Source organism: Enterococcus sp. DIV0802b, from assembly GCF_050543535.1.
Taxonomy (GTDB): domain Bacteria; phylum Bacillota; class Bacilli; order Lactobacillales; family Enterococcaceae; genus Enterococcus_D; species Enterococcus_D entomosocium.
Genome location: NZ_CP172941.1, coordinates 1 through 21,997 on the forward strand (window position 1 = coordinate 1; position 21,997 = coordinate 21,997).

Genomic DNA, 21,997 nt, shown 5'->3' on the forward strand with positions numbered 1-21,997 from the left:
ATGCCATCTGCTGATTCTATTTGGCAAGATCTTCAACGTTCCTTTAAAGAAGAGCTGAATCCGGCCAGTTATAGTGCTTGGATCGAGACTGCCAATGTCTTGTCGTTTGAAAAAAATCAGCTGCTGATCGAAGTACCCAGCGATCTTCATAAATCTTATTGGGAAAAAAATCTAGCTGCCAAAATTGTTGAAATGGGATTTATGAAAACTGGTGAAGAATTGATTCCTAGTTTTGTGACTGTCGAAGAAGCAGAAGCTTTAAAAACAGCCCCTTCTACTATTCAAACAGCTGCAAAAGAAAACGAGCGGCCGCCGAAATCGATCTTAAATGAAAAATACACATTTGATACCTTTGTCATCGGGAAAGGCAATCAGATGGCCCACGCTGCTGCTTTAGTTGTTGCAGAAGATCCTGGGTCTATTTATAATCCGCTGTTCTTCTATGGTGGCGTTGGTTTAGGGAAAACCCACTTGATGCATGCGATCGGTCATCAAATGTTGCTGAAACGTCCCAATGCCAAAATCAAGTATGTTAGTAGTGAAAATTTCACCAATGATTTCATTACTTCTATTCAAAAGAACAAAATGGAAGATTTTCGAAACGAATACCGCAATGTTGATCTTTTGCTAGTGGATGATATTCAATTCTTAGTCAATAAAGAAGGAACCCAAGAAGAATTCTTTAATACCTTCGAAGAACTGTATCGCAATAATAAACAGATCGTCCTCACAAGTGATCGTTTGCCAAATGAGATCCCGACTTTACCAGAACGTTTGGTTTCCCGTTTTGCTTGGGGCTTGTCCGTTGATATCACCCCGCCGGATCTAGAGACGCGGACTGCGATTTTGCGGAAAAAAGCCGAAGCCGAACGCTTGGAGATCCCCGACGATACGCTAAGTTATATCGCTGGACAGATCGATTCAAATATCCGGGAACTTGAAGGAGCACTCGTGCGGGTGCAAGCTTTTGCTACGATGCAAAACTCAGACATTACAACGAGCTTGGCAGCTGAAGCCATCAAAGCCTTGAAATCAAGCCATGGCTCGACCCAAGTTTCGATTTTGCAGATCCAAGAAGAAGTCGCAAAATACTATCACATTCATGTCAATGATCTAAAAGGGAAAAAACGGGTCAAAGGCATCGTTGTCCCACGGCAGATCGCGATGTATCTCTCTCGAGAATTGACCGATAGTTCTTTACCAAAAATCGGTGGCGAATTTGGTGGCAAAGACCATACCACGGTCATTCATGCCCATGAAAAAATTCAGCATTTAGTCGAAACAGATCCCACGATCAAAAATGAGATCGCTGAAATCAAACAAATTCTCTTCAGCTGATCTGTGGATAAGAAAAGAAGAACCAAAAAAGTTGTCCACAAGTTATTCACAGGCATTTTCGTTAGTCTAATCACTCTTTTCTCGAGTTATCCACATTACTAACAAGCCTATTACTACTATTACTTTTATTTAATAACTATAAATTAAAGGAGTATCGCTATGAAGCTAACTTTAAACCGAACAGAGTTCATGCAAGAATTACAAACTGTCCAACGGGCGATTTCAACCAAAACCACCATCCCGATCTTAACCGGAGTAAAATTGTCCCTTTCCGAAAAAGGATTGACCATGACTGGGAGCAATGCCGATATTTCCATTGAAACTTTTTTAAGTGTGGAAAACGAAAAAGCGCAAATGCAAATCGAAAAAACAGGAGCAATCGTTTTACAAGCACGTTTCTTCAGCGAAATCGTTCGTCGTTTGCCTGAAAGTACCTTAACGTTAGAAGTTTTAGACAATAATCAAGTAGCGATCACTTCTGGAAAAGCTAACTTTACCGTCAACGGCTTGGATGCCGATAGTTATCCACATTTACCAGTTGTCGAAAGTCAAGATTCGATCGAGATTCCAGCGCACGTGTTGAATAAGGTTGTTAGTGAAACGGTCTTTGCGGTTTCGCAACACGAAAGCCGTCCAATCTTAACTGGGGTCCACTTTGTCTTAGAAAATCAAAAATTATTAGCTGTTGCAACGGACTCACACCGTTTGAGCCAACGGGTGATTCCCTTGGAAAGCGGGGAAACAGCCTTCAATATCGTGATTCCCGGCAAAAGCCTAACGGAACTTTCTCGTTCCTTAACAGATGAAGAAGAAGCGATCCAAATCAGCATTATGGATAACCAAGTATTGTTCCAAACGAAAACTATGAAATTCTATTCTCGTTTATTGGAAGGAACTTACCCAGATACCAACCGTCTGATCCCTTCAAGCTTCAATACTGAAATTGAATTTTCTGTGCCAGAATTGTTACAGGCTATCGAACGGGCGTCATTGCTTTCCCATGAAGGCCGTAACAACATCGTTCGTTTGGCAATCTCCGAGGAAGCTGTTGTCTTATATGGAAACTCACCAGAAATCGGGAAAGTGGAAGAAGACCTTTCTTTTGAAAAAGTGACCGGCGACCCATTAGAGATCTCTTTCAATCCTGATTATATGAAAGCTGCACTACGAGCATTTGGTGACACCAGCATCGTGATCCGCTTTATCTCAGCGATCCGTCCCTTTACATTGGAGCCAACAGAGAGCAAAGGCAGCTTTATCCAGCTGATCACACCGGTGCGCACCAACTAGTTTTTCATGTCTTTTGAAAAAAGTTGAAACAATCATCTGAAAATGAATAAATGAGTTAAAAGGGCTTAAAATCGTTTTTAAGCCCTTTTTTCTATTTTGGCTTCTTTTTTGTCTAAAAGCAGTAAGTCTTCTGAGAATGAAAAATATGCCGATGAATTTGTTTTCTTGGCAAAAAAAGAGTATAATAGAGCTAAACGCTCTTTGATAGAATTGAGGGGAATTATGAAAATGCAAATACCGTTAGAAACGGAATATATGACACTTGGACAAATGCTCAAAGAAGTCAGTGTGATCAGCAGCGGCGGCCAAGCGAAATGGTACCTTGCAGAGCACACCGTTTTTGTCGACGGCGAGCCGGAAAATCGACGAGGGCGCAAATTGTATGCGGGAATGCGTGTTGAGCTACCTGATGAAGGTACTTTTTTTATGGTGAAGAAGGAAGACGCAGATGCGGCTGAATGAGTTGCATTTAAGCAATTATCGGAACTATGATTCGCTGACACTGACTTTTGAGAAAGGTCTGGTCATTTTTTTAGGCGAAAATGCGCAAGGAAAAACCAATATTTTAGAAAGTATCTATGTATTGGCGATGACCAAAAGCCACCGCACCTCCAGCGAGCAAGAACTTATCCGTTGGGACACGGAAGGTGCGCGGATCTCTGGCAGTGTCAGTCGGGGACGCTCAACGATCCCGTTAGAACTGTTTTTGTCAAAAAAAGGACGAAAAACGAAAGTAAACCACATTGAGCAAAAAAAGCTCAGTAGTTACATAGGGCAGCTGAATGTCATTTTATTTGCTCCAGAAGACCTCTCCCTTGTAAAAGGAAGTCCCCAAGTCCGCCGCAAATTTCTCGATATGGAAATTGGGCAGATCGATCCAATTTATCTCTATGATCTCGTTCAATACCAATCCGTTTTGAAACAGCGCAATCAATACTTAAAACAGCTGAATGAAAAAAAACAGACCGATGAGATCTATTTAGATGTTTTGACGGAACAGCTGGTGGCTTTCGGCAGTAAAATCATTTTAGCCAGACAACGGTTTGTTCAGCGCTTGGCGTATTGGGCAAATCAGCTGCACCAAAAGATCAGCCAAGGAAAAGAAACCTTGCAGATCGACTATTTATCAAATGTGCCCGGTGAGGCGACCTCGCTGGAGGAGATCCAACAGCAATTTGTCAAAGCCTTGGCACAAGTCAAAGACCGTGAACGATTTCGGCAAGTCACGTTGGCAGGCCCCCATCGAGACGATCTGGATTTTTTGATCAATGAGAAAAATGTTCAGACCTTTGGTTCGCAAGGACAGCAGCGAACAACGGCCCTAAGTGTCAAATTGGCAGAAATCGATTTGATGAAAGAAGAAACAGGGGAATATCCCGTCCTTTTATTAGATGATGTCATGAGTGAGCTGGATGATTCCCGACAACTGCATTTATTGGAAACCATTGAAGGAAAAGTTCAGACCTTTCTGACAACAACGACATTAGAACATGTAAAAGACAAAATGTCTGTGGAAGCAGAGATTTTTTATGTAGAGCAAGGACATATTAAAGGAGAATAGACTGAATGACAGAAGAAGAAAAAAGCTTAGTTGAACGTGCGAAAGCCTATGATGCCAGTCAGATCCAAGTGCTGGAAGGACTAGAAGCCGTCCGCAAACGACCTGGGATGTACATTGGTTCTACCAGTTCAGAAGGTTTGCACCACTTAGTATGGGAAATCGTCGATAACTCGATCGACGAAGCACTAGCAGGCTTTGCCTCAAGTATTCAAGTGATCATTGAACCAGATAATAGTATTACGGTCGTCGATGACGGTCGGGGGATCCCCGTTGATATCCAAGCCAAGACAGGCCGTCCAGCGGTAGAAACCGTCTTTACGATCCTGCATGCCGGCGGGAAATTTGGCGGCGGCGGCTACAAGGTTTCCGGCGGACTTCATGGGGTAGGTTCCTCCGTCGTTAATGCGTTGTCCACGACTTTAGACGTAAAAGTCTATAAAGAAGGCAAAGTGTATTATCAAGAATACCATCGTGGAGCAGTCGTTGATGACTTAAAAGTGATCGATGAAACCGACCGCCACGGAACGACCGTCCACTTTGTTCCAGATCCAGAGATCTTTACGGAAACAACGGAATTCAATTTTGATAAATTAGCGACGCGGGTTCGGGAATTAGCCTTCTTGAACCGTGGTTTAAAAATCTCGATCGAAGACAAACGGGAAGAAAAACCCGTTTTGAAAGAATATCATTACGACGGCGGGATCAAGAGCTATGTGGAGCATTTGAATGCGAGTAAAACAGTGATTTTCCCAGATCCGATCTATTTAGAAGGAGAACAACAAGGAATCACGGTTGAAGTCTCCATGCAATATACCGATAGCTACCATAGCAACCTGCTAAGTTTTGCCAACAACATCCATACCTATGAAGGCGGAACCCATGAATTCGGGTTTAAGACTGCCTTGACCCGGGTGATCAATGATTACGCCCGCAAGTCAAAATTGATGAAAGAAAACGACGAAAACCTGACCGGAGAAGATGTTCGGGAAGGCTTGACGGCGGTTATCTCCATCAAGCATCCAGATCCTCAGTTTGAGGGACAAACGAAAACCAAATTAGGAAATTCCGAAGTGCGGACAGTCACCGATCGTCTCTTTTCCGAACATTTCACGAAATTCTTGATGGAAAACCCGAATGTGGGTCGTCAAGTCGTGGAAAAAGGACTTTTGGCATCAAAAGCCCGTCAAGCAGCCAAACGTGCCCGGGAAATGACTCGCCGAAAAGGTGCGTTAGAAATCAGTAACTTACCTGGGAAATTAGCCGACTGTTCCAGTAATGATCCAGAAAAATGCGAATTGTTTATCGTCGAAGGAGATTCTGCCGGCGGTTCAGCAAAACAAGGCCGCAGTCGGGAATTCCAAGCGATCTTACCGATCCGTGGGAAGATTTTAAATGTCGAAAAAGCCAGCATGGACAAAATCCTAGCAAACGAAGAGATCCGTTCATTGTTTACGGCAATGGGTACCGGGTTTGGTGCTGATTTTGATGTAGCAAAAGCCCGTTACCACAAGCTAGTCATCATGACCGATGCCGATGTCGATGGTGCCCATATCCGGACCCTACTCTTGACGCTGTTCTATCGTTATATGCGTCCCATCGTTGAAGCCGGTTATGTCTATATCGCACAACCGCCATTGTACGGTGTCAAACAAGGGAAAAATATCCATTATATCCAACCCGGCAAGAATGCCGAACAAGATTTGAAAAATACGATTGAATCACTACCTGCGACACCAAAACCAACAGTTCAACGATACAAAGGTCTAGGGGAAATGGATGACCACCAGTTATGGGAAACCACGATGGATCCTGACAATCGGATGATGCTGCGGGTCAGCGTAGATGATGCCATTGAAGCCGATCAAATTTTTGAAATGCTGATGGGGGATCGCGTCGAACCAAGACGGGCCTTTATCGAAGAAAACGCGCACTACGTGAAAAATCTTGACATCTAGCCAATCGTAGAGGAGGAAACAGCTTGAGTGAAGAAGCAAAACAAAATATTCATGACGTCAATCTGACCAGTGAAATGCGCGAGTCCTTTATCGATTATGCAATGAGTGTAATTGTTGCTAGGGCTTTACCAGATGTGCGGGATGGCTTAAAGCCGGTTCACCGCCGAATTTTATATGGAATGAATGAATTAGGGGTCACACCAGACAAGCCCCATAAAAAATCAGCCCGGATCGTCGGCGATGTCATGGGGAAATACCATCCCCATGGTGATAGTGCGATCTATGAATCAATGGTGCGGATGGCACAGCCCTTCAGCTATCGCTACATGTTAGTCGATGGCCACGGAAACTTTGGCTCAGTCGATGGTGACGGTGCCGCTGCGATGCGGTATACCGAAGCCCGCATGAGCAAACTGGCGATGGAGATGCTGCGGGACATCAACAAAGATACTGTTGATTTCCAAAGCAATTATGATGATACAGAACGAGAACCAGCGGTATTACCAGCACGCTTCCCGAACCTTTTGGTCAACGGGACGACGGGGATCGCTGTTGGGATGGCGACCAATATCCCGCCTCATAACTTGAATGAAGTTATTGCAGCCATCGATCTATTGATGGAAAATCCAGAAGTCACGACAAGTGAATTGATGGAAGTCCTGCCGGGACCAGATTTCCCAACCGGCGGGATCGTCATGGGAAAATCCGGTATTCGCCGTGCCTATGAAACAGGGAAAGGTTCGATCACTGTTCGCGGAAAAGTCGAAGTGACTGAAATGCCCAACGGTAAAGAACGGATCTTAGTGACTGAATTGCCGTATATGGTCAATAAAGCGAAGTTGATCGAGCGGATCTCTGAGCTGCACCGTGACAAACGGATCGAAGGAATCACCGATCTGCGGGATGAATCGTCTCGTGAAGGCATGCGGATCGTTATCGACGTTCGTCGCGACGTCAGTGCGTCGGTGATCTTAAACAATCTCTACAAAATGACTGCACTGCAATCTTCTTTTGGCTTTAATATGTTAGCCATTGAAAAAGGCGTGCCGAAGATTTTGAGTTTGAAACGAATTTTAGAAAACTACATCGAGCATCAACAAGAAGTGGTGACTCGTCGGACACAGTTTGATAAAAACAAAGCAGAAGCCCGTGCCCACATCTTAGAAGGGTTACGGATCGCATTGGATCATATCGATGAGATCATTGCTTTGATCCGGGCATCAAATTCTGATGATGAAGCAAAAAATAGCATGATGGAGCGCTTCAAATTGTCCGATCGCCAAGCGCAAGCAATTTTAGATATGCGTTTGCGTCGCTTGACTGGTTTGGAACGCGACAAGATCGAAAACGAGTACCAAGGTTTGTTAGAATTTATCGCTGATTTGACAGACATTTTAGCAAATCCACAACGAGTCCTAGAGATCATCCAAACGGAGTTGCAAGAATTAGGCCAACGCTTTGGCGATGATCGCCGGACTGAATTATTGGTTGGGGAAGTCTTAAGTCTTGAAGATGAAGACTTGATCGAAGAAGAAGAAATCGTCATTACTTTGACGAACAATGGATACATCAAACGAGTAGCTAAGTCTGAATTCCGTGCACAACGTCGCGGCGGACGTGGCGTTCAAGGAATGGGGATCCACGATGAAGACTTCGTGAAGACGTTGATTTCTTGTTCGACTCACGACACATTACTGTTCTTCACCAATAAAGGGAAAGTTTACAAAGCCAAAGGCTATGAAATTCCTGAGTATGGTCGGGCAGCCAAAGGTATCCCTGTGATCAATCTGCTAGGGATCGATTCTAGCGAACGGATCGAAGCGATCATTTCGGCTTCTGGTGGGCCTCAAGAAGGACGCTACTTGTTCTTCACGACGCGTCTAGGTGTGGTCAAACGGACCTCAGTGACGGCCTTTTCAAATATCCGTGCCAATGGTCTGATTGCGATCGGTCTTCGGGAAAATGATGAGTTGGTTAACGTGATCGAAACCCATGGCGAAGATGTCGTGATCATCGGCACCCACGATGGCTACTCTGTGACTTTCAAAGAAGCCCTTGTTCGGGATATGGGCCGAACAGCTGCTGGTGTGCGAGGCATTCGTCTAAGAGATGGAGACTACGTCGTAGGTGCCGCTGTGATCACAGAAGACAGTGAAGTCTTGGTCATCACTGAGAACGGCTATGGCAAACGCACCAAAGGCTCTGAATACCCAATCAAAGGTCGTGGCGGAAAAGGGATCAAAACAGCCAACATTACGGCGAAAAACGGTCCATTAGCCGGCTTGACGACGGTCAGCGGTGAGGAAGACATCATGGTGATCACCAATAAAGGCGTCTTGATTCGTTTCAATGTAGCGACTGTTTCCCAAACTGGTCGGGCAACCTTAGGGGTTCGTTTGATGAAGATGGAAAACAATGCCAAAGTAGTGACGATGGCAACGGTTGAACCGGAAGTCGAAGAAGAACTAACGACTGCCGAAGAAACAGCGGGACAAGACGTGCCAGTTGTGGAAGAAACAACGGAAGACACCACGGATACACAAGAATAAGCAATACATTTTCTAGGAAGACAGCAACCTGCGAACCTGCAGCTTGCTGTCTTTTTACTCTTTTTCAAAAAATCGGCAGCAGCTGACGTATTTATCAGTGTAAGCGATTGTTTGCGGTGATGGGTAGATGCAGGGACGCAAAAAAATAGCTTGCAGTAGGGACGAAAAAAGTGTATAATAATTATTTGTGAGTAGTCTAATTAGACCACTCTCTCTGCTCCTAGAAAACTAGGGGCCAAAGTCCACAGGGAGGTGAAAAATCAATGGAAAACACGAAATATGAGATCTTATATATCATTCGTCCAAACATTGATGAAGAAGCAAAAGCCGCATTGATCGCTCGTTTTGACTCAATCTTAACTGATAACGGCGCTGAAGTTATCGAATCAAAAGATTGGCAAAAACGCCGTCTAGCGTATGAAATGGATGGATTCCGTGAGGGTATCTATCACATCGTTAAAGTTTCTTCTTCAACAACTGCAAGTGCAATCAACGAGTTTGACCGTCTTGCGAAAATCAATGATGACATTATCCGTCACATGATTGTCAAAGAAGAAGCATAATATTGTTTCACATGAAACAAAAGCGATGAGGAGATGATGAACTTTGATTAATAATGTTGTACTAGTAGGAAGACTAACCAAAGATCCTGATTTACGTTACACTTCTAATGGCACTGGTGTCGCAACCTTTACCTTGGCGGTAAATCGCAATTTTACCAACCAAAGTGGAGAGCGCGAAGCTGATTTCATCAACTGTGTTATTTGGAGAAAACCAGCGGAAACATTAGCAAACTATGCACGCAAAGGAACTTTATTAGGGGTTACTGGACGTATTCAAACCCGTTCATACGACAACCAACAAGGCCAACGTGTTTATGTAACAGAAGTCGTTGCTGACAACTTCCAATTATTAGAATCGCGAAATGCTTCCGAGCAAAGACGCACAACTGATAGCGGATCTGGCAGCAGCAATACGTATAACTCAAATAGTTCTTCTGGATTTGGTAACAATAACTCAAATCAAACTCAATCCTCTCAACCATCAGGAATGCCTAATTTTGATCGAGACAACTCCGATCCATTCGGAAACTCATCAATCGACATTTCAGACGATGATTTACCATTCTAAGAAATTGATAGGAGGGAAATAGGATGGCACAACAAAGAAGAGGCGGACGCAAACGTCGTAAAGTAGACTACATTGCTGCAAACCATATTGAACATATCGATTATAAAGATATTGAATTACTAAAACGTTTCATTTCAGAACGCGGTAAAATTTTACCACGTCGTGTAACTGGTACTGGTGCGAAAAACCAACGCAAACTTACCATTGCAATCAAACGTGCGCGTATTATGGGATTACTTCCATTCGTAGGCGAAGAATAAATCGAATGATTTTCATTGACAAGTTTCTTTTGAAGCTTGTCAATTTTTTTATCTACTGAAGAAATACTTGTTATTTTATATACAGATAAAATAACGAGTGACAGAAATTTTCCCATGATTATCTCACCAAAAAAGTTTCACGTGGAACTTTTTGCATCAATCGCCTATTTGATTGTTTTGTGGTAAAATAAGGAACAAAGCTTCAAAAAAATGGGATGATACATTGAGGGGTAAAAAAGATGGCAGCAATTGGGTTGATTTCAATTGATAATTACGATGATTTGATTGAGAAAAAAGACGACAAACAAGTTTCTTATTTGAACTCGCTGATCACGACACTGATTTCTGATTGGGCAAGTGAGAATCATGTTTTTTACAAACGAATCAATTCCGAGCGGTTTCTTTTCGTCGCGAAGTATTCAGATATTGAGCGGATGAAGGAAGAAAAATTCCAATTTTTGACTAGAGTACGGCAAGTTGCGGAAAAAAATGATCTGGCATTAACGATCAGTATGGGAATCTCCTATGGGGAAGAGTCTTTTGAAGAGATTGGTGAAGTGGCACAAAACAATCTCGACATTGCGTTAGTTCGTGGCGGCGATCAAGTCGTTTTAAAAGAAGCCAAAGAAGAAGCAAAACCGCAATTCTTTGGCGGTAATACGGATGGTACGCCGAAGAGAACGCGTGTTCGTTCTCGTGCCATGAGTACGGCGTTGAGAAAGATTTTTGCTGAAAACCAGCGGATTTTTATCATGGGTCATCGTTACCCGGACATGGATGCTTTAGGTTCGGCTTTTGGGGTGGCTTACATGGCGATGATGAGCGACAAAGAATGCTACATCATTTTAAATCCGAAAGAGATCACCGCCGACATTCAGCGGGCATTGGAAGAATTGAAAAAATACCCCGAGCTGGAACGATTTGTGATCACTGGGGAAGAAGCAGTCAATTTATCAAATGAAGAAAGTGTCTTAGTGATGGTAGATTACCATAAGCCGTCGATGTCGATCTCGCAAGCGGTCTATGATGAATTTGACAAAATCGCAGTGATCGATCACCATCGTCGCGGGGATGAGTTTCCCGATAAGCCATTATTGACGTATATTGAATCTTCCGCGTCTTCAGCATCGGAACTGGTAGCAGAATTGATCCAGTATCGCGCTTCTCGCAGATCGCAAGTCCCTAAATTTATTACGACTTCTTTATTAGCGGGAATCTACGTGGATACGAAGAACTTCACGGTGCGAACCACTGGTCGGACCTTTGATATTGCTGGCTATTTGAAAAATCAAGGCGCAGATACGTCATTGGTTCAATACATGTTGAGTACGGATTTAGATTCCTATTTGATGATCAGTGAACTGGTTTCTCGCAGCCAGCATTTCCGCGAAGATATCGTGATTGCTGCAGCGGATGAAGATCGGGTGTACGATAGTGTCACCGTTGCAAAAGCGGCCGATACTCTGCTATCGATCAATGGGATCCATGCCGCGTTTGTCATTACGAAACAGCCAGGAGATTTGATCGGTATTAGTGCTAGAAGTACCGGAAAAGTCAATGTACAAACCTTGATGGAGGCATTAGGCGGCGGCGGACATTTTACCAACGCAGCCACGCAAATAAAAAACAGCAGCATTGGCGATGTAGAAAACCAGTTGCGAGCGGAATTAACGAAAAATGAACAATAACAAGGAGTGACCAAGATGAAAGTTATTTTCTTACAAGATGTCAAAGGCAAAGGCAAAAAAGGCGATATCAAGGAAGTCCCTAATGGCTACGCACAAAACTTCCTGATCAAAAACAACTTAGCCAAACCTGCCAACAATGAAAGCATGGCAGAATTAAAAGGCAAACAAAAAGCCAAAGAAAAACAAGATGCGGAAGTCTTAGCAGAAGCGAAAGAGCTAAAAGCACTTCTTGAAAAAGAAGAAACCGTCGTGAAGATCAATGCCAAAGCAGGGGAAGATGGCCGCTTGTTCGGTTCGATCCCATCAAAACAAATTGCCGATGCCTTGAACAAGCAATACAAAATTAAGATCGACAAACGCAAAATCGAATTGGATCAGCCGATTCGTGCATTAGGGTTTACGCAAGTACCTGTAAAATTGCACCCACAAGTAACAGCAACGATCAATGTTCATACCATTCAAGAATAAGCATTACTCCCAACAGTCACATGTTGGGGTTTTTTTCGGCAAACGTCCAAGCAATCTTGTACTTTGGATGGGAATCTTGTAGAATGAATGGACGAAGGAGCGAATGGCATGAATGAAGTTTGGCAAAATCAAGTTCCCCCACAAGATATTGAAGCGGAACAAGCGGTCCTAGGGGCAGTCTTTTTAGATGCCGATGCGATCATCGATGCAATGGAAGTAATCGCCCCAGAAGATTTTTATCGCCGCAGCCATCAAATAATTTTTCAAGCAATGATCCAGTTGAACGACCGTAGTGAATCGATCGACTTGATTACGTTGAAAGCAGAAATTGAAAAAAGCAACAGTCTTGAAGATGTTGGCGGTCTGACGTATCTGACTGAATTGAGTCAAGCTTCACCATCAGCAGCAAGTATTGCTTATTATGCGAAGATCGTTGACGACAAAGCCACGCTGCGCAATCTAATCCAAACAGCGAGCCGTATCGTAACCAAAGGCTTTGAACAAGATGAAGATGTGCAGTCGATCATTGATCAAGCAGAAAAAAGTATTTTAGAAGTATCCGAAAAGCGCAACAGTAATGGCTTCCAATCGATAGCGGAAGTCTTGAATCGGACGATCGAAACGATCGATCAATTGGCGCAAAACAATGAAGAAATCACCGGATTACCTACGGGTTATGCGGCTTTAGACAAAATGACGGCGGGGCTGCAAAAAGAAGAGCTGATTATTCTCGCTGCCCGCCCCGCGGTAGGGAAAACCGCGTTTGCCTTGAATATCGCGCAAAATGTCGGAACGAAAACCGATCGTTCCGTGGCGATCTTTAGTCTGGAAATGGGGGCTGAATCATTGGTTAACCGGATGCTTTGTGCGGAAGGCTCGATTGAGGCCAGTCACTTGCGGACGGGGCAGCTCTCAGAAGAAGAGTGGCGGAATTTGATCGTTGCCATGGGCAGTCTTTCTAACGCCAATATCTATATCGATGATACCCCCGGGATCAAGATCTCTGAGATTCGGGCACGTTGTCGGAAACTCGCGCAAGAAAAAGGCAATCTCGGCTTGATATTGATCGACTATTTGCAGTTGATTGAAGGAACGGGTCGCGAAAACCGCCAACAAGAAGTCTCTGAGATCTCTCGCCAATTAAAGAAACTGGCGAAGGAATTGAAAGTGCCGGTGATCGCACTGTCTCAGCTTTCTCGGGGTGTGGAACAGCGACAAGACAAACGTCCTGTTTTAAGTGATATCCGGGAATCAGGGTCGATCGAGCAGGATGCCGATATCGTTGCTTTCTTGTATCGGGATGACTACTACCGCAGTGAAGGCGACGATGACGATGAACCAGAAGAACAACAAAACAACAATGTGATCGAAGTCATTATTGAGAAAAACCGGAGTGGTGCTCGAGGGACCGTCGAACTTCTATTCATCAAAGAATACAATAAGTTCTCCTCGGTCTCGCCACGAGAAGAGTTCGGGTAAGGCACCAATGATTTGAGAAACAAAGGCTCCTGCTGCCGTCTGCATCGCGCTGATGGTAGTAGGGCTTTTTTTATGTGCCGACTTTATTCGTTTTTACGTGTATAAATAATTATTCCAAAGAAAATAGTTCGTTTTTTACCCCTGAAAAATGAGAATTTAAAACGATTATTCGATTTTAGATTGAAAGAGCTTGCGAATCTTGTTACAATACTTAAGGAATGCACTAATTAAAGAAAGAGGTCATTATATGTCATCTGTAGTAGTAGTAGGTACACAATGGGGCGATGAAGGTAAAGGAAAGATTACGGACTTTTTGAGTGAAAACGCGGAAGTCATTGCACGTTATCAAGGTGGAGACAATGCCGGCCATACGATTAAATTTGACGGTGTGACCTATAAACTGCATTTGATTCCTTCTGGGATCTTTTATGCAGATAAAATCAGTGTCATTGGAAACGGGGTCGTTGTGAACCCGAAATCATTAGTTAAAGAATTAGCATACTTAAAAGAAAACAATATAATAACAGAAAACTTAAAGATTTCTGATCGTGCACATGTTATTTTACCTTACCATATCCATTTGGATCAGCTGCAAGAAGATGCCAAAGGTGACAACAAGATCGGTACCACGATCAAAGGGATCGGACCAGCCTATATGGATAAAGCTGCCAGAGTCGGCATTCGGATCGCTGATCTTTTAGACAAAGAAATTTTTGAAGAACGTCTGCGTATCAACTTAGAAGAAAAAAATCGTCAATTCGTGAAAATGTTTGACGCAGAGCCAATCGCTTTTGAAGACATTTTTGAAGAGTATTACGAATATGGCCAACAAATCAAAAAATATGTGACGGATACTTCGGTGATCCTTAACGATGCCTTAGATGAAGGCAAACGGGTTTTATTTGAAGGGGCACAAGGCGTGATGCTGGATATCGACCAAGGAACCTATCCTTTCGTGACATCATCCAACCCCGTTGCTGGGGGAGTCACTATTGGTAGTGGTGTGGGTCCTTCAAAAATCAACAAAGTCGTTGGTGTCTGCAAAGCTTACACCTCTCGGGTAGGAGATGGTCCTTTCCCAACGGAACTGTTTGATGAAACAGGTGAACAAATTCGTAAGATCGGTCGTGAATACGGAACAACGACAGGACGTCCTCGCCGTGTGGGCTGGTTTGATACCGTCGTGATGCGCCATTCAAAACGGGTCTCAGGGATTACAAACCTATCCCTTAACTCGATCGATGTTTTGAGCGGTTTAGAAACCGTGAAGATCTGTACCGCTTATGAACTAGATGGTGAATTGATCTATCATTACCCAGCAAGCTTGAAAGAGTTGAACCGCTGCAAACCAGTCTACGAAGAACTTCCTGGCTGGTCTGAAGACATTACTGGCTGCAAAACATTAGCAGATCTGCCAGAAAATGCACGCAATTACGTTCACCGCATCTCTGAATTAGTCGGTGTCCGCATTTCGACCTTCTCGGTAGGACCAGACCGCAGCCAAACCAACATTTTAGAAAGTGTTTGGGCGCAAATCTAATCTGACGCAAAAGCTTCAGAACAAGACGAAGAACTCCTGTGTCAAAAGCAGTCAACGATAAGTTTGGCTGCTTTTGATGAGAATTTCTTCTGTCTTGTTCTTTTTTTGCTATAATAGGGGGTAACGAGAGGGGTGAAACCATGTTTCAAATCATGACAGATTCCTGCTGTGATTTACCAGCAGCAAGATTAGCGGAGCTAGATGTTGCGTATATTCCGATGCTGATCGAATTAGACGGCAAAGAATATATCGATGATATGGGCAAAGAATTTGATACGGAATGGTTTTTAGGAAAACTAAAAGAGCATGCGCAGCCGACAACTTCTCAAATCAATGTCGGACGTTATATGGAGTATTTTCGGCCATATGTCGAAGCGGGCACACCGGTCCTTTATTTAGGTTTTTCTTCAGGAATGAGCGGCTCATTCCAAAGTGCCGTCCAAGCCGTAGCCTTACTAAAAGAAGAATACAAAGAAGTTGCGATCACCTTGATCGATACGCGCTCTGCGAGTTTAGGCGAAGGCTTCTTAGTGGCTGAAGCAGCCCAACAAAAAGCCCAAGGACGTTCGTTGCTGGAAGTCAGCCAATGGGTAGAAGAAAACAAACTGCGTTTAGATTCATGGGTCACCGTCGACGATTTAAAACAATTGGAACGCGGCGGCAGAATCTCTAAAACGGCGGCAGCGATCGGCGGATTGCTGAACGTGAAACCAATTATTACCGTCGATACTGCGGGAAAATTACGCAGCGTTGATCGAGTGCGGGGACGCAACAAAGCGATCCAAAAAATCGTAGATCAAACCATCGCCAATCTTCACGAATCAAAAACCAATACGGTTTATTTTGCCAATGCTGGCGATGCCGAAGCGGCGGAGAAAGTCATCAAACGTTTGACCGAAAAAGTTCCTGACATTATTATTCATCATTATCCATTAGGTCCAACGATCTCCAGTCATACCGGCTACGGCTGCTTGGCGCTGTTTTCATTCGGCAAAGCCCGTTTAGAACAAGCGTAACCTGCCAAAAATACCCGAAGCACCTAGACAAAATAAAAGAAACGCTCCAGTTGCAGCCTTGGTGGCGGGCAACTGGAGCGTTCTTTTTTTCAAAAGCAGCTTATTGATTCATTTCTGCTACGCGTTTTTGGACATCTTTGTTTTCTAAGAATTCATCGTAGGTCGTTTCGGCACGATCCACCACGCCTTTGCTAGAGACCGCAATGATACGGTTCGCAAGGGTTTGAATAAATTGGTGGTCATGAGAAGCAAACAACAATGAGCCGGTGAAGGCCATCAAGCCATCGTTTAATGCGGTGATCGATTCTAAGTCCAAGTGATTGGTTGGATCATCCAATACCAATACGTTGGCTTTTGAAAGCATCATTTTCGACAACATGCAGCGAACTTTTTCGCCCCCGGAAAGAACATTGACGGGTTTTAATACTTCGTCACCAGAGAATAACATGCGACCTAGGAAGCTGCGCAAGAAGGTATTGTCGTCTTCTTCTTTGCTTGCGTATTGACGCAACCAATCAACGATCGGGGTATCCGTATCAAATTCGCTGGTCGTATCTTTTGGCAAGTAGGCATGCTGCGTGGTCACGCCCCAACGAACACTACCTGTATCAGGAGTGATTTCCCCCATGATGACTTTGAATAGCGTTGTGGTGGTGATATCGCTATTGGCAACAAAAGCGACTTTGTCGTCTTTGTTCAAGGTGAAAGAGATATTGTCTAAAATCTTTTTGCCGTCGATCGTCACACTGACATTGTCGACTTGCAGCAAGTCATTCCCGATTTCACGTTCTGGTTTAAAACCGACAAACGGGTAGCGGCGAGACGAAGGTTGAATATCATCAAGAGTGATTTTATCCAACATTTTTTTCCGAGAAGTTGCTTGTTTGGATTTTGATGCATTGGCACTAAAGCGTGCGATAAAGTCTTGCAGTTCTTTGATCTGCTCTTCTTTTTTGGCATTTGATTGGGATTGTAATTTCGCAGCTAATTGGCTTGATTCCAACCAGAAATCATAGTTGCCGACAAACAATTTGATTTTGCCGAAGTCTAGATCGGCCATATGGGTACAAACTTTATTTAAGAAGTGGCGGTCATGGGAAACAACGATGACGGTGTTGTCAAAGTTGATCAGAAACTCTTCTAACCAGTTGATAGATTGGATATCCAATCCGTTGGTAGGCTCATCTAGGAGCAAGACGTCTGGCTTACCGAAAAGGGCTTGTGCCAGTAAGACTTTCACCCGTTGACCAGCAGTTAGATCTTTCATCAAGACATGATGCAATTCATCGGGAATGTTCAGGCCTTGCAAAAGAACAGCTGCTTCGGGCTCTGCTTCCCAGCCATCAAGTTCCGCAAATTCGCCTTCTAGTTCGGCGGCACGAATCCCATCTTCATCAGAAAAGTCTTCCTTCATGTAGATCGCGTCTTTTTCTTTCATCACTTCGTAGAGACGTTTATGGCCCATGATGACCGTTTCGATCACTGGAAACTCTTCGTAATCATAGTGGTTCTGCTTCAAGACAGCCATCCGTTCATCAGGACCTAAAGACACATTCCCGGTTGAAGGTTGGATCTCACCAGATAAAATTTTTAAAAAAGTTGATTTACCAGCACCATTTGCACCAATCAAACCATAACAATTACCAGGCGTAAACTTAATATTAACATCATCAAACAGTTTGCGGTCTGAAAAATGCAAACTTACATCACTTACTGTAATCAATTCTTTTCCTCACTTTATATAAATTGACATGGAGTCTCCTAGCATTATAGCGATGAATGTTGAAACTTTCAAGTAAAGCCGAGGATTTCATCAGGAAAGGCTTAGGGCTGGTGAAAGAAAAATTTTGGCTGCTGCTGCCTTCCTAGTAGAACCTGACGGCTTCCTATGCTAGAGTATTGGTAGAATAGTTAGACAAAGGAGCAGACGAATGGTGGATTGGTTGGTTGGATTGTCGCCATGGCAGCAAGCGTTGGCGGGGACAATCTTTACGTATGGTATGACGGCGCTTGGGGCAGCGCTAGTCTTTTTCTTCAAAGAAATCAATAAAAATGTCCTGAATACGATGCTGGGGTTTGCCTCTGGCGTGATGATCGCTGCTAGTTTCTGGTCGTTATTAGATCCTGCGATCGCACGAGCCGAAGAAAATGGCGACATTCCGTGGCTTGTGGTCAGCATCGGGTTTGGTTTGGGTGGTTTGTTTCTATATGCAGCAGATAAGACGCTCCCGCATATGCATTTTGGTCCGAATCATGAAACAGAAGGTTTGCCCAGTCATTTGAAGCGAACGATCTTGCTGGTTTTTTCCATCACACTACATAATATCCCGGAAGGCTTGGCGGTAGGGGTAGCGTTTGGGGCGGCGGCTAGTGCCGATGATCCGCGAGCAGCGATCTTAGCGGCGCTTTCGGTAGCGATCGGGATCGGGATCCAAAATTTTCCAGAAGGCGCAGCCGTTTCGATCCCCTTGCGCCAAGAAGGGTTAAGCCGAACCAAAGCCTTTATGTACGGGCAAGCGTCAGGGATCGTAGAACCGATCGCCGGTGTGATCGGAGCTTTGCTAGTAACGAGTATGTCCGCTGTCTTGCCGTATGCGTTGGCTTTTGCAGCGGGTGCTATGATCTATGTAGTGGTGGAAGAATTGATTCCAGAAGCGCAGCAAACCTTGACGAGTCGCCGCCATTTTGCGGTCTTTGGCGTCATGCTAGGCTTTATCTTAATGATGGTTTTAGATGTAGCATTAGGCTGATCGATAAAAAAACACCTGACTTTCCAAACGTCAGGTGTTTTTGATTTACTTGTAATTAACGATAATATTTTCTTGGCTTTTGGCGAATCGATGTTAACCAGCGAACGATCAAAACGGCTAGCAGCAAAGGAATCCCGAAACGGAAGACCAATCCGATCAGCCCACCAATAATGCCTAATACAACGGATAAAACAAGGGATGCTGCGATTAAAACTGCCACGACAGTAACGATTCTTCCTAATAAACTTTCTGTATTCATTGTGACTCCTCCTAGACTTTTTTTCTTATCCCTAGCATAACAAGAAAGAAAAAGAAACACATCCAACTTAAGACGGAATAATTGCTCCGCCGTGCGCCATAGGTTTGTGATAAACTAAACATGAATGAATCATGAAAGGAGTCAAAAAGAATGAATGCAGAAATTCTCACGAGCCAAGTCATCACAGAAGGAGGGTGCAATGCCTGTTTGCCTTATGAACTCAATACCTTCACGCTGCAGCTGCCGGATGGTCGTAGTTTTTCGTTAGAAAACTTGGATGTTGCTGCATTGGTGATGCCAATTGCCCAGATCAATCAGTGGCAGACGCGCTTATTATTAGAAGAAGACGAAGGATTGATCTATCAAAAAGGAACGCAAGAAGTAATTTTCGTAGAGGGCAGCCGTCAGGATACGTTTTCCAGCAAAGGACAGACGATTTCTTGTCCGAAAAAGAGTTGCGAAGCTGACGTCTTTGCCACAACCAATCGAGTGCTGACAGAATTGTTTGGCATCGAACCGATTTCCTTCGTTCTGCGGGCTGCACAAGCATAAGAGGACGAAAAAAAGCCGCTTGCGCATGTACCGACCTTTTAAAGTTAGCTTTTTAGTCTAACTATTGGAAGTCATGACAGCAAGTGGCTGTTTTTTTCGTATCGTTACTTACGGATCTGGCCTTCGCCATAAATAATGTATTTGGTAGAAGTCAGTGCTTCTAACCCCATTGGCCCACGGGCATGGAGTTTTTGCGTCGAGATGCCGATCTCGGCACCAAAGCCAAACATAAAGCCATCCGTGAAACGGGTCGAGGCATTGACGTAAACCGCCGCCGCATCAACTTCTTTCAAGAAGCGTTGGGAAGCGAAATAATCATCGGTGATGATCGCTTCGGAGTGCTTCGTATTGTAGCGATTGATGTGAGCAATGGCTTCTTCTAGCGAAGCCACCACTTTGATCGCTAAGATATAGTCTAAAAACTCGGTTGCCCAGTCCTCTTCAGTGGCAAGCTGTGCATTGTTCAAAAACGCCAATGCTTTTTGATCCCCTCGCAATTCGACTTGATCGGCAAACTGCTTTTCTACCATAGGCAAAAACTCCGCTGCCACTGCTTCATGGACGAGGATCGTTTCGATGGTATTGCAGACAGAAGGGCGTTGAGTCTTTGCATTCGTGACGATCGCCAGTGCCATCGGCAGCTGGGCGGCTTGATCGATGTAGATATGATTGTTGCCAGTGCCGGTTTCGATCACTGGTACTGTGGCGGTCTCTTTGACGCGACGAATCAAGCCGGCGCCCCCACGGGGGATCAAAACATCCAAGTAATCCGTCAGCCGCATCAGCTCAGCCGCTGTTTCGTGGCTCGTGTCTTCGATAAACTGGATCGCATGGCGGGAGTGTCCATTGGCAGCTAAAGCCTCTTGTAAAATAGTCACGAGGACTTGATTGGAGTGGAAGGCTTCCTTTCCACCACGCAAAATCACGGCATTTCCTGATTTGAAACACAGACTAGCGGCGTCAGTGGTGACATTAGGACGAGCTTCGTAGATGATGCCGATGACCCCTAAAGGCACTCGTTGTTGACCAATCAAAAGATCGTCAGCATTGCGCCACATTTTATCCACGGCACCGATTGGATCGGGCAATTGGGCGACTTCTCGGATGCCGTTAGCCATCTCGGTGATCCGTTGTTCTGTCAGCAACAGTCGATCCAGCATCGTCTGGCTGGTTCCTTTGGCTTTTGCGGCAGCTAGGTCTTGTTGATTAGCAGCTAAAATCTTCTCGGTAGCTTTTTCTAAAGCATCGGCCATCGCTGCCAGTAGGTGGTTTTTTTCACTGGCACTCAGTAAGCTTAATGTCTGGGCGCTTGCTTGAGCTTGTTGACCGATCGTTTGCAAGTTGCTCATTGCTCATCCTCCGTTCGTTGATAAAAGTGGGTGCCGACAGGTTCCCCTGCGAGCAAGTCAAAAATAATTTTCGGCTGCTTGCCGTTAGCCAGCAGCATGTGACTGTTCAAGTCTAAGATGCGTTGGGCGGCTTTTAGTTTACTGGTCATACCGCCGGTTCCATAAGGACTGCCTTTTCCCGTAGCTTGTTCTAAAAGTTCCGGGGTGATTTCATTGATCTCGGAATACAAAACGGCATCAGGATCATTCAGCGGATTGGCGGAATAAAAGCCATCGATATCAGAAAGCATGATCAAAAGCTCGGCTTTCGTCAACTGAGCGACGATCGCTGACAACTGGTCATTGTCGCCAAATTTGGTGAGATGGTCCAATTCATCTACTGCCACCGTGTCGTTTTCATTAATGATCGGGATGATCCCCATCGTAAGTAATTGCTCTAAGGTGTTGCTAACGTTTTGACGGCTTTGGGGAAATTCGATGATGTCTCTGGTCAGCAGGATCTGTGCAGTCTGCTGGCTATAGCTTTGAAAACGCTGGTTGTAGATCGTCATCAGTTCCGATTGGCCAACGGCGGCCACGGCTTGCTGCTGCGGGATCTCCACGGGTCGTTCTTTCAAATTCAACTTGTTCATGCCAACACCGATCGCCCCGGAAGAAACTAAGATGATTTCTTTGCCTTGGTTTTGCAAAGCTGCTAAGACAAAGGCTAATTCATCGATGCCAGCTAGATTGATGGCACCATTGGGATAAATCAACGAGCTGGTGCCGATTTTTACAACGATTCGGTTTTTGTTTGAAAGATCTGCGCGCAT

The 21,997-nt window shown here is 44.4% G+C and carries 20 protein-coding genes; 16 read left to right on the plus strand and 4 right to left on the minus strand.

The window, feature by feature from the left end:
* The 14 genes from dnaA (at window position 1) to IGJ12_RS00070 (ending at window position 16,275) form a co-directional block, all read left to right on the plus strand.
* A complete protein-coding gene (dnaA, locus tag IGJ12_RS00005) occupies window positions 1-1,338 on the plus strand; it encodes a chromosomal replication initiator protein DnaA (RefSeq protein ID WP_005232925.1) in 1,338 nt (445 codons plus the stop codon).
* Window positions 1,339-1,497: 159 nt separating this feature from the next.
* Window positions 1,498-2,628 (plus strand): DNA polymerase III subunit beta, encoded by a 1,131-nt coding sequence (dnaN, locus tag IGJ12_RS00010; RefSeq protein ID WP_005226354.1) that lies wholly within the window; start codon window positions 1,498-1,500, stop codon window positions 2,626-2,628.
* A 222-nt stretch (window positions 2,629-2,850) separates the two neighbouring features.
* A complete protein-coding gene (yaaA, locus tag IGJ12_RS00015) occupies window positions 2,851-3,090 on the plus strand; it encodes a S4 domain-containing protein YaaA (RefSeq protein WP_008376781.1) in 240 nt (79 codons plus the stop codon).
* Entirely contained in the window at window positions 3,077-4,189 is a 1,113-nt protein-coding gene (recF, locus tag IGJ12_RS00020) for a DNA replication/repair protein RecF (RefSeq protein ID WP_005232923.1), read from the plus strand. The genes yaaA and recF overlap by 14 nt, the downstream gene beginning before the upstream one ends.
* A gap of 5 nt (window positions 4,190-4,194) precedes the next feature.
* The gene (gene gyrB, locus IGJ12_RS00025; protein WP_005232922.1) at window positions 4,195-6,144 is read left to right on the plus strand and encodes a DNA topoisomerase (ATP-hydrolyzing) subunit B; all 1,950 of its coding nucleotides are present in this window, start codon (window positions 4,195-4,197) and stop codon (window positions 6,142-6,144) included.
* A 23-nt stretch (window positions 6,145-6,167) separates the two neighbouring features.
* A complete protein-coding gene (gene gyrA / locus IGJ12_RS00030) occupies window positions 6,168-8,693 on the plus strand; it encodes a DNA gyrase subunit A (protein ID WP_008376777.1) in 2,526 nt (841 codons plus the stop codon).
* 263 nt (window positions 8,694-8,956) lie between these two features.
* Window positions 8,957-9,256, plus strand: coding sequence for a 30S ribosomal protein S6 (gene rpsF / locus IGJ12_RS00035; RefSeq protein WP_005226363.1), 300 nt, complete (start codon window positions 8,957-8,959; stop codon window positions 9,254-9,256).
* Between the two features lie 43 nt (window positions 9,257-9,299).
* The gene (gene ssb, locus IGJ12_RS00040) at window positions 9,300-9,824 is read left to right on the plus strand and encodes a single-stranded DNA-binding protein (RefSeq protein ID WP_005232920.1); all 525 of its coding nucleotides are present in this window, start codon (window positions 9,300-9,302) and stop codon (window positions 9,822-9,824) included.
* Between the two features lie 23 nt (window positions 9,825-9,847).
* Window positions 9,848-10,084 carry a 30S ribosomal protein S18 gene (rpsR, locus tag IGJ12_RS00045; RefSeq protein ID WP_005226367.1) on the plus strand — a complete coding sequence of 79 codons (237 nt, stop codon included), beginning with the start codon at window positions 9,848-9,850 and terminating at the stop codon, window positions 10,082-10,084.
* Window positions 10,085-10,323: 239 nt separating this feature from the next.
* A complete protein-coding gene (locus IGJ12_RS00050) occupies window positions 10,324-11,772 on the plus strand; it encodes a DHH family phosphoesterase (protein ID WP_005232918.1) in 1,449 nt (482 codons plus the stop codon).
* Window positions 11,773-11,787: 15 nt separating this feature from the next.
* Window positions 11,788-12,240, plus strand: a complete 453-nt coding sequence (gene rplI, locus IGJ12_RS00055; RefSeq protein WP_005226371.1) for a 50S ribosomal protein L9 — start codon at window positions 11,788-11,790, stop codon at window positions 12,238-12,240.
* Window positions 12,241-12,348: 108 nt separating this feature from the next.
* Window positions 12,349-13,719 carry a replicative DNA helicase gene (gene dnaB, locus IGJ12_RS00060; protein ID WP_005226374.1) on the plus strand — a complete coding sequence of 457 codons (1,371 nt, stop codon included), beginning with the start codon at window positions 12,349-12,351 and terminating at the stop codon, window positions 13,717-13,719.
* A gap of 247 nt (window positions 13,720-13,966) precedes the next feature.
* Window positions 13,967-15,259, plus strand: a complete 1,293-nt coding sequence (locus IGJ12_RS00065) for an adenylosuccinate synthase (protein WP_005232916.1) — start codon at window positions 13,967-13,969, stop codon at window positions 15,257-15,259.
* Between the two features lie 140 nt (window positions 15,260-15,399).
* On the plus strand, window positions 15,400-16,275 hold the full coding sequence (locus tag IGJ12_RS00070) for a DegV family protein (RefSeq protein ID WP_016611673.1): 876 nt from the start codon (window positions 15,400-15,402) through the stop codon (window positions 16,273-16,275).
* A gap of 100 nt (window positions 16,276-16,375) precedes the next feature.
* On the opposite strand, the gene IGJ12_RS00075 is transcribed toward IGJ12_RS00070, so the two are convergent.
* Complete coding sequence (locus tag IGJ12_RS00075) at window positions 16,376-17,998, minus strand: ABC-F family ATP-binding cassette domain-containing protein (RefSeq protein WP_005226380.1); 1,623 nt, start codon at window positions 17,996-17,998, stop codon at window positions 16,376-16,378.
* A 208-nt stretch (window positions 17,999-18,206) separates the two neighbouring features.
* Here IGJ12_RS00075 and IGJ12_RS00080 point away from each other — a divergent pair, with 208 nt between their 5' ends.
* The gene (locus tag IGJ12_RS00080; RefSeq protein WP_005232914.1) at window positions 18,207-19,025 is read left to right on the plus strand and encodes a ZIP family metal transporter; all 819 of its coding nucleotides are present in this window, start codon (window positions 18,207-18,209) and stop codon (window positions 19,023-19,025) included.
* Between the two features lie 55 nt (window positions 19,026-19,080).
* On the opposite strand, the gene IGJ12_RS00085 is transcribed toward IGJ12_RS00080, so the two are convergent.
* Window positions 19,081-19,284, minus strand: a complete 204-nt coding sequence (locus IGJ12_RS00085) for a hypothetical protein (RefSeq protein ID WP_010748476.1) — start codon at window positions 19,282-19,284, stop codon at window positions 19,081-19,083.
* A 150-nt stretch (window positions 19,285-19,434) separates the two neighbouring features.
* Between IGJ12_RS00085 and IGJ12_RS00090 the strand changes: the two genes are divergently transcribed.
* Window positions 19,435-19,836: a DUF4809 family protein gene (locus tag IGJ12_RS00090; RefSeq protein WP_015508682.1), complete on the plus strand. Its 402-nt coding sequence runs from the start codon at window positions 19,435-19,437 to the stop codon at window positions 19,834-19,836.
* A 104-nt stretch (window positions 19,837-19,940) separates the two neighbouring features.
* Here the strand turns inward: IGJ12_RS00090 and IGJ12_RS00095 are convergent, their stop codons facing one another.
* Both IGJ12_RS00095 and proB read right to left on the minus strand, forming a co-directional pair.
* A complete protein-coding gene (locus tag IGJ12_RS00095) occupies window positions 19,941-21,185 on the minus strand; it encodes a glutamate-5-semialdehyde dehydrogenase (RefSeq protein WP_244732794.1) in 1,245 nt (414 codons plus the stop codon).
* On the minus strand, window positions 21,182-21,997 hold the full coding sequence (gene proB / locus IGJ12_RS00100) for a glutamate 5-kinase (protein WP_008376761.1): 816 nt from the start codon (window positions 21,995-21,997) through the stop codon (window positions 21,182-21,184). Before proB ends, IGJ12_RS00095 begins: the two co-directional genes overlap by 4 nt.

Bases quoted from the DNA above. Each gene is read 5' to 3' on its own strand.
- dnaA (WP_005232925.1), top strand. From the start codon at position 1: ATGCCATCTGCTGATTCTATTTGGCAAGATCTTCAACGTTCCTTTAAA.
- dnaN (WP_005226354.1), top strand. From the start codon at position 1,498: ATGAAGCTAACTTTAAACCGAACAGAGTTCATGCAAGAATTACAAACT.
- yaaA (WP_008376781.1), top strand. From the start codon at position 2,851: ATGAAAATGCAAATACCGTTAGAAACGGAATATATGACACTTGGACAA.
- recF (WP_005232923.1), top strand. From the start codon at position 3,077: ATGCGGCTGAATGAGTTGCATTTAAGCAATTATCGGAACTATGATTCG.
- gyrB (WP_005232922.1), top strand. From the start codon at position 4,195: ATGACAGAAGAAGAAAAAAGCTTAGTTGAACGTGCGAAAGCCTATGAT.
- rpsF (WP_005226363.1), top strand. From the start codon at position 8,957: ATGGAAAACACGAAATATGAGATCTTATATATCATTCGTCCAAACATT.
- rpsR (WP_005226367.1), top strand. From the start codon at position 9,848: ATGGCACAACAAAGAAGAGGCGGACGCAAACGTCGTAAAGTAGACTAC.
- IGJ12_RS00050 (WP_005232918.1), top strand. From the start codon at position 10,324: ATGGCAGCAATTGGGTTGATTTCAATTGATAATTACGATGATTTGATT.
- rplI (WP_005226371.1), top strand. From the start codon at position 11,788: ATGAAAGTTATTTTCTTACAAGATGTCAAAGGCAAAGGCAAAAAAGGC.
- dnaB (WP_005226374.1), top strand. From the start codon at position 12,349: ATGAATGAAGTTTGGCAAAATCAAGTTCCCCCACAAGATATTGAAGCG.
- IGJ12_RS00065 (WP_005232916.1), top strand. From the start codon at position 13,967: ATGTCATCTGTAGTAGTAGTAGGTACACAATGGGGCGATGAAGGTAAA.
- IGJ12_RS00070 (WP_016611673.1), top strand. From the start codon at position 15,400: ATGTTTCAAATCATGACAGATTCCTGCTGTGATTTACCAGCAGCAAGA.
- IGJ12_RS00080 (WP_005232914.1), top strand. From the start codon at position 18,207: ATGGTGGATTGGTTGGTTGGATTGTCGCCATGGCAGCAAGCGTTGGCG.
- IGJ12_RS00085 (WP_010748476.1), bottom strand. From the start codon at position 19,284: ATGAATACAGAAAGTTTATTAGGAAGAATCGTTACTGTCGTGGCAGTT.
- IGJ12_RS00090 (WP_015508682.1), top strand. From the start codon at position 19,435: ATGAATGCAGAAATTCTCACGAGCCAAGTCATCACAGAAGGAGGGTGC.
- IGJ12_RS00095 (WP_244732794.1), bottom strand. From the start codon at position 21,185: ATGAGCAACTTGCAAACGATCGGTCAACAAGCTCAAGCAAGCGCCCAG.
- proB (WP_008376761.1), bottom strand. From the start codon at position 21,997: ATGCGCGCAGATCTTTCAAACAAAAACCGAATCGTTGTAAAAATCGGC.